This window comes from Mycobacterium helveticum, from assembly GCF_007714205.1.
Classification (GTDB): domain Bacteria; phylum Actinomycetota; class Actinomycetes; order Mycobacteriales; family Mycobacteriaceae; genus Mycobacterium; species Mycobacterium helveticum.
In genome coordinates this window covers 1-6,829 of the sequence record NZ_VMQU01000188.1, presented here as the reverse complement: position 1 = coordinate 6,829, position 6,829 = coordinate 1, and the positions used below count along the sequence as shown (strand labels likewise).

Annotated in this window: 6 protein-coding genes; 4 read left to right on the top strand and 2 right to left on the bottom strand. The window is 69.9% G+C overall.

The window, feature by feature from the left end:
• Nucleotides 1-789, bottom strand: a 789-nt coding sequence (locus tag FPZ47_RS29975; RefSeq protein ID WP_246859911.1) for a PPE family protein, incomplete at its 3' end; no start/stop codon positions are given.
• Nucleotides 790-967: 178 nt separating this feature from the next.
• Entirely contained in the window at nt 968-2,788 is a 1,821-nt protein-coding gene (locus FPZ47_RS28660) for a PecA family PE domain-processing aspartic protease (RefSeq protein WP_168209569.1), read from the bottom strand.
• A gap of 320 nt (nt 2,789-3,108) precedes the next feature.
• On the opposite strand from FPZ47_RS28660, the gene FPZ47_RS25690 reads away from it, so the two are divergent.
• The 4 genes from FPZ47_RS25690 to FPZ47_RS25675 all read left to right on the top strand — a co-directional run bounded on the left by FPZ47_RS25690 (nt 3,109) and on the right by FPZ47_RS25675 (nt 6,652).
• Nucleotides 3,109-3,771, top strand: coding sequence for a cutinase family protein (locus FPZ47_RS25690; protein ID WP_144956809.1), 663 nt, complete (start codon nt 3,109-3,111; stop codon nt 3,769-3,771).
• Between the two features lie 56 nt (nt 3,772-3,827).
• Nucleotides 3,828-4,376 (top strand): thioredoxin family protein, encoded by a 549-nt coding sequence (locus FPZ47_RS25685; protein WP_144956806.1) that lies wholly within the window; start codon nt 3,828-3,830, stop codon nt 4,374-4,376.
• Nucleotides 4,377-4,407: 31 nt separating this feature from the next.
• The gene (locus FPZ47_RS25680; RefSeq protein ID WP_144956804.1) at nt 4,408-5,592 is read left to right on the top strand and encodes a glycosyltransferase; all 1,185 of its coding nucleotides are present in this window, start codon (nt 4,408-4,410) and stop codon (nt 5,590-5,592) included.
• A gap of 70 nt (nt 5,593-5,662) precedes the next feature.
• Nucleotides 5,663-6,652, top strand: coding sequence for a D-2-hydroxyacid dehydrogenase family protein (locus FPZ47_RS25675; protein WP_144956801.1), 990 nt, complete (start codon nt 5,663-5,665; stop codon nt 6,650-6,652).
• Nucleotides 6,653-6,829 lie beyond the last annotated feature (177 nt).

Here is a 6,829-nt window from a genome sequence, read left to right as displayed (position 1 = left end):
CCACCACGTTGTTGGGCCGCCCGCCCCTCCGGCTTGTGTTCCCGTGCCCGAGCCGCCGTTTCCGCCGTTGCCCCACAGGATCCCGCCGGGTCCGCCGGGCTGCCCCGTCCCGTTGGCGCCGTTGGTGCCGTTGCCGATCAGCGGGCGCCCCAACAACGTGGTGGTGGGCGCGTTGATCGTGTTCATGACGGCCTGTTCGGCCCGGCCGAGTTCGACCTGCAACGCCCCGACGGGATTGGCCAGTGCGCCCGAGGCTTCGGCGAACGCACCTTCCAGGGTCGCCGGCCAGGCCGACAGCTGTGCGGCCGCCGCCGAGACGCCGCCGTGATAGCCGATCATCGCGGCCACGTCGGCGGCCCACATGTGTTCGTATGCGGCTTCGGCGGCCGCGATCGCCGGCGCGTTCTGCCCGAACAGGTTCGAGACCACCAAACTCACGAGTTGACTGCGGTTGGCGGCGACGGTCAGCGGGTGCACGGTGGCGGCCCGGGCCGATTCGAACGCCCCGACGATCGCCTGCGCCTGGGTCGCGGCCGTTTCGGCCTGAGCCTGCGCGGCGGTCAGGAATGACGTGTAACGGGTAGCGGCGGCGAGCATCGCCGCGGAAGCCGGCCCCTGCCAGGCTTGACCGGCCAAGCCCGAAGTGGTCGACGAAAACGCCTGGGCGGCCGAACCCAACGCGTCGGCCAACCCCTCCCACGATGCCGCCGCGGCCAACATCGGGCCCCCGCCCGCACCGGAGAACATCAGCGCGGAATTGGTCTCCGGGGGCCACGTGAAAAAGCTCATCCCGAAGCGTCCTTCCCGCCGAATCCGCTGTTGCCGCAACGCGGATCGTACGACGGGAAACGCGAACACCCGGGGCCGTTGCCGCACCGGCATGTCAAACTCAAAGAAAGCGCGGCACATCGGTGACTGTGCCTCGCACGCAAGGCAATTCACGCCCTTTAGTCCCGGGGGCCGCGCCTCAGTAGAAGGTCATCGACCCGTTGCCGGCGTTCGAGAGATACACCTCGTGCTCGAGGAACGGCAACGCCCCGGTGTTCATGATCCCCGGATAATATGTCGGGTAGTAAGCCTGGGGAATGGAAGTGGCGGTGCCGTTGTAGGTGTACGAGTACAACAGCGTCGGCGTGCCGCCGGGAGCATAGACGTCGACGACCGTTCCCGACGGCGCGTTGATCGGGAAGGTCCCCTGCACACCGCCCGAGTCGATGATCGAGGGCACCGAATCCATGGTGGAGGTGCTGCCGCCCGGTGGCGTGACCGTCACGCCCAACGTGGTGATGGGCGCCCCGCTGACCGTGGCTATCGGCGTCAGGTTCGCCGGGGCCGACCCGAATGTCAGGCTGGCCGATGTCGGGTTGGTCTCGTTGATGAGCACGCCCTGGCTGAGGCTGCCCGGCAACGCCGTGAGCGGGCTGCTGGGCCCGGGGCCGCCCGCGTTCGGCCCGATGCCCATGACGCCGGCCACCCCGTCGGGGGCAAAGAACTGGCTAAACGAGGTGGGGAAATTGGCCAGGCTCGTCGGCCACGAGAAGATGGGCACGTCGACGGCGGTCGGCGAGGTCACGATCCCGCCGCCGAAGTTCACCGGCGTGTTGAACGTCAGGTAGAGATAGTCGAGTCCCCCGCTGTAGCCGCTGATGCCCATGCCGGTGGGCAGGCCGAGATTCCAGATGCCGACGTCGCGCAGCGGGATCACCAGGCCGGTGGATCCCGTGTCGACCAGCAGGGGCACGCTCGGTCCGCCGTTGACCGAGGCGTAGACGATCGGTTCGGTCTGGCCATAGATCGTCAGCGGGACCGTCGCGGACGGCGCGCCGGTGCCGTTGGCGCCGGACGTGCCGGGGCTGCCGAACAGCCATCCGGCCTGGCCCCCGGGCCCGCCGTAGGAGCCGGTCCCGCCGGCGCCGCCGATACCCCCGTTGCCGATCAGCCCCGCCGCACCGCCGGCCCCGCCGGGCTGTCCCGCCGCGCCCGAGCCGCCGGTGCCGCCGTTGCCCCACAGGATCCCGCCGGCCTGGCCGGTCTGCCCCGTGCCGCTGGCGCCGCTGGCGCCGTTGCCGATCAGCGGACGCCCCAGCAACGTGTTGGTGGGCGCGTTGATCAGGTTCATCACGGTCTGCTCGGCCTGGCCGATGTCGGCGTTCAGGGTCTGCGCCGGGTTGGTGACCAGCCCGGCGACTGGGTTGGCGGCGGCCGCCGAACCCGCCGCCGCGGCCAGCGGGTTCGTGGCGATCGCGCCGGAAAGCTGGGCCGACAGCCCCTGCAGCGCGGCCGGCCAGGCCGCGATCTGGGCGGCCGCGGCCGACACGTTGCCGTGGTAGCCGATCATCGCCGCCACATCGGCGGCCCACATCTGCTCGTACTCGGATTCGGCGGCCGCGATCGACGGCGCGTTCTGCCCGAACAGGTTCGAGACCACCAACTGCACCAACTCGTTCCGGTTGGTGGCCACGGCCAGCGGGTGCACGATGGCCGCCCGGGCGGACTCGAAGGCGCTCACGACCGCCTGGGCCTGGGTGGCCGCCGTCTGGGCCTGGGCCTGCGCCGCGCTCAAATACCCTGCGTAGCGGGTGGCGCTCTCCAGCATCGCCGCAGCGGCCGGGCCCTGCCAGCCCTGCCCGGCCAGCCCCGAGGTGATCGAGGAGAACGACTGCGCCGCCAACCCCAACTCGGCGGCCAACCCGTCCCAGGACGCGGCGGCAGCCAACAGCGGCGCCCCACCCGCACCGGAGAACATCAGCGACGAGTTGAGTTCCGGCGGGAACGTCAAGAAGCTCACGTCTGCTGGTCCTCGCGCTCCGCGTGACACCGCATGATCGGCGGCGACCGGGCACCACGACGCGCCGGTAAAGCCAAACACTAGGCAATCGCGGCACGAAAATCTGGAATTTCGGCCCTCAAGTAGACGTGCGTCGAAAAGCCGCAGGATCGCGTCGACCAGGCGACGGTCCTGCCCCGGCTGCCGCCGGCGATGAGCCCCCGCTGCCCGGCCGGCCGTCCTGTCGTGGGTGCCGCCCCGCAGGCATCCCGATCCCGACGGACGCGCGTCGGCGCGGCCACCGAAATCGCCGCCGCCGACGGTGTGGCAGGATTTCGATAATGAGCGCACGCAGACTCGCCCGCATCCTCGGTGTCCTGGTGGCGACGGCATGGGGTCTGCTGAGCGTCCCCCTGGGCGTTCCCGCCGCTTCCGCGGATCCCTGCTCCGACGTCGAGGTGGTGTTCGCCCGCGGCACCCATCAGGACCCGGGCCTGGGGAACGTCGGCCAGGCATTCGTCGACTCGCTCACCTCGAAGCTCAGCGGGCGGTCCGTCGGCGTCTACGCCGTCGAGTACCCGGCGAACGACGACTACCACGGGAGCTCCTCGGCCGGTTCGGACGACGCGAGCGCCCACATCCAGGGCACCGTCGCCACCTGCCCCAAGACCCGGATGGTGCTCGGCGGATACTCCCAGGGCGCCACCGTGATCGACCTGGCCACCGCCCAGATGCCGCCCCCGGTGGCCGACCACGTCGCCGCGGTCGCTTTGTTCGGCGAGCCATCCAGTGGCTTCTCGAGCGCGCTCTACGGCGGCCAGCCGCTGCCGACCATCAGCCCGCTGTACGCCGCGAAGACGATCAGCCTGTGCGCCCCGGACGATCCGATCTGCACCGGCGGCGGCAACATCATGGCGCACGTCTCCTACGTGCAGTCCGGGATGACCGACCAGGCCGCGGCATTCGCCGCCGACAAGGTCACCCAGGGTGCTCCGCGCACCTGACGCCGTCCGTTCCCGCCGTCGCGCACCGGGTAGGTGCAGCCGCTAGGGTGACGGGCATGGCCATCGAGTCAACGATGCTCGCCCTCGGGACACCCGCTCCGCCGTTCACGCTGCCCGAGCCGGCCACCGGCGCCACGGTCGGCCGCGACGAGCTCACCGGGCCCGCGCTCGTCGTCACCTTCATCTGCAATCACTGCCCCTACGTCCAGCATGTCGCCGCCGGGCTCGCCGAACTGGGCCGCGACCTCGCCGGCCGCGGGGTCGCGATGGTGGGCATCTCCAGCAACGACGTCGCCACCTACCCGCAGGACGGCCCCGAGAAGATGGCCGCCGAGGCCGACCGCCACGGCTGGACGTTCCCGTATCTGTACGACGAAACCCAGGACGTCGCCCGCGCGTTCTCCGCGGCCTGCACCCCCGACACGTTCGTGTTCGACGGCGAGCGCCGGCTCGTCTACCGGGGCCAGCTCGACGACTCCCGACCCGGCAACGGCAAGCCCGTGACGGCCGCCGACGTGCGGGCCGCGGTCGACGCGGTGCTCGCCGGGCGGGCCGTCGATCCCGATCAGCGGCCGTCGATCGGCTGCGGGATCAAGTGGCGATGAGGCAGTCGAGCAGACGAGGCGGGTCACATTCATGAAAGTCGTGCTGGCAGCCTACGGAAGCCGCGGCGACATCGAACCCTGTGCCGCCATCGGTCGCGAGCTGATGCGTCGAGGCCACGACGTGACCATGGCAGTACCGCCGGACATGCGCGGTTTCGTCGAGGCCGCCGGGCTGGTCGCCGCCACCTACGGCAGGGACACGCGCGAACGGATGAACGCGGCCGCGAACTTCGTTCGGCAGGTCGACAACCCGCTGAATGCGTTGCCTGCGCTCATGGACGAGCTTCTGCAGGTCGCGACGGAGAAGACCACCACCCTGGTCTCGCTGGCGGCGGGGGCCGACCTGCTGCTGGCCGGCATGAACGAGCAGGGCCTCGCCGCCAATGTGGCCGATTACCAAGGAATTCCGTTCGCCGCGTTGCATTTCTTCCCGGTGCAGCTACAGCCGTCCGGGGGGGTGATTTCGAACCTGAGGACCCAGGCCGAGGTGGCCCAGCGCGAGTCGCTGGGCCTGCCGGAGACCCCCGCGGCGGGTTCGCTGGAGATCCAGACCTACGACTACCTCTGCGCGTCCAAGCTGGCCGACCAGTGGAGCGAAGCCGATGCCCAGCGGCGGCCGTTCGCCGGCTCGCTCACCCTGGAGCTGCCGACCGATGCCGACGACGACGTGCTGTCCTGGATTGCCGGGGGAACGCCGCCGATCTATTTCGGCCTGGGCAGCACACCGATCGATTCCGCCACCGACATGGTCGGCATGGTCAGCGAAGCCGCTGAGCGGTTGGGCGAGCGGGTGTTGATCTGCAGCGGGCCCAACGATTTCAGCGGCGTCCAGCCTGCAGGCCACGTCAAGATCGTCGCCGCGGTGAATCACGCGGCGGTCTTCCCGGCATGCCGCGCGGCCATTCACCATGGGGGTGCCGGTACCACGGCCGCGGGCATGCGGGCCGGAATTCCCACGTTGATCCTCTGGCTCTGGTTGGATCAGCCGATGTGGGCGGACGCGGTCGTCCGGCTGGGCGTCGGTTGTGAGAGGCAACTTCCGGCCACCACGGTGGACACGCTCGTCGAGGACCTACGGCGCATTCTGACGCCGGAATGCGTCGCGAGGTGCCAGGAGCTGCGCGGGCAGATGACCGAAGCCGCCAAGAGCGTCGCCTACGCCGCGGGTCTGCTGGAAGAAGTCGTCGCCCTGCGGGCCGGCATTCCTCACCGCTGATCCCCGCGCCCGCCCACCAGGTGGGCTAGGCTGTCCCCCAAAATTTTTCACCTCGCCAGGGAGGGACTGCATGCACCGGGTGGCGATACTCGACGACTATGCGGGGGTCGCCCTCGACGTCGCCGACTGGTCGCCGGTGCAGACACGCTCTTCCGTTACCGTCTTCGACCGCCACCTCTGCGAGGCGGAGGCCGCCCGGGCGCTCCGGCCGTTCGATGTCGTGTGCACCATGCGCGAGCGGATGGCCTTCCCGCGCAATCTTTTCGAACGACTGCCGGACCTGAAGCTGGTCACCATCGTCGGCACCAGCCTGCCGAACCTGGACATGGCCGCGGCCACCGACTGCGGTGTCGCAATTGCCCACTCGGACTTTGCCAATCCGCGGTTCCGGTCGGTGCGGGACGCCACACCGGAATTGGCCTGGGGCCTGATGATCGCCACCGTGCGCCATCTCGCCGAAGAGCACCGGCGCATGCGTGACGGCGGCTGGCAGGCCACCGCGGGTATGGCGCTGTGGGGCAAGACGCTCGGGCTGCTCGGTCTCGGCAGGACCGGCAGACGCATGGCCGGGTATGCGACGGCCTTCGGCATGGACGTCATCGCGTGGAGCCAGAATCTCACCGAGGAGGCGGCGGCGGCCGCCGGCGCCCGGCGCGTCGAGAAGGCGACGCTGTTCGACGAAGCCGACGTCGTCTCGGCCCATCTGGTGCTTTCCGAGCGCACCCGCGGTTTGGTCGGCGCCCCCGAGCTGGGCGCGATGAAGCCGCACGCCTACCTGATCAACACGTCGAGGGGCCCGATCGTCGACGAGGCGGCGCTGCTCGCCGCACTCGAATCCGGGCGCATCGCCGGGGCGGGCCTCGACGTCTACGACACCGAACCGCTTCCCGCGGACCATCCGCTGCGGCGGCTGCCGAATGTGACGCTGTCTCCACACCTCGGATACGCCACCCGCGAGATGCTTGGCGCGTTCTACACCGACACCGTCGACGCAGTGGTCGCGTGGCTGGACGGTGCACCCATCCGCATCGCCAATCCCGAAGTGTTGCAGCGGGACTGAGGGTTGCGCTCGACGGGGTTGGCTGGCCACGGGACCGGCTGCTCGTCGAATCGCGCACTGCGCGTGTGTTCGCCGGGGCCGGTGGCCGGTATGTCATGGGCTCAGGACTCCCGACATAGTGGGATCGTTTATGTAGTGTCGTGACCTTTAACGCTGTATTTGATCTTGAGGTCGGTG

Excerpts from the sequence above, each read along its gene's own strand:
- FPZ47_RS25690 (WP_144956809.1), top strand. The coding sequence starts at position 3,109 with ATGAGCGCACGCAGACTCGCCCGCATCCTCGGTGTCCTGGTGGCGACG.
- FPZ47_RS25685 (WP_144956806.1), top strand. The coding sequence starts at position 3,828 with ATGGCCATCGAGTCAACGATGCTCGCCCTCGGGACACCCGCTCCGCCG.
- FPZ47_RS25680 (WP_144956804.1), top strand. The coding sequence starts at position 4,408 with ATGAAAGTCGTGCTGGCAGCCTACGGAAGCCGCGGCGACATCGAACCC.
- FPZ47_RS25675 (WP_144956801.1), top strand. The coding sequence starts at position 5,663 with ATGCACCGGGTGGCGATACTCGACGACTATGCGGGGGTCGCCCTCGAC.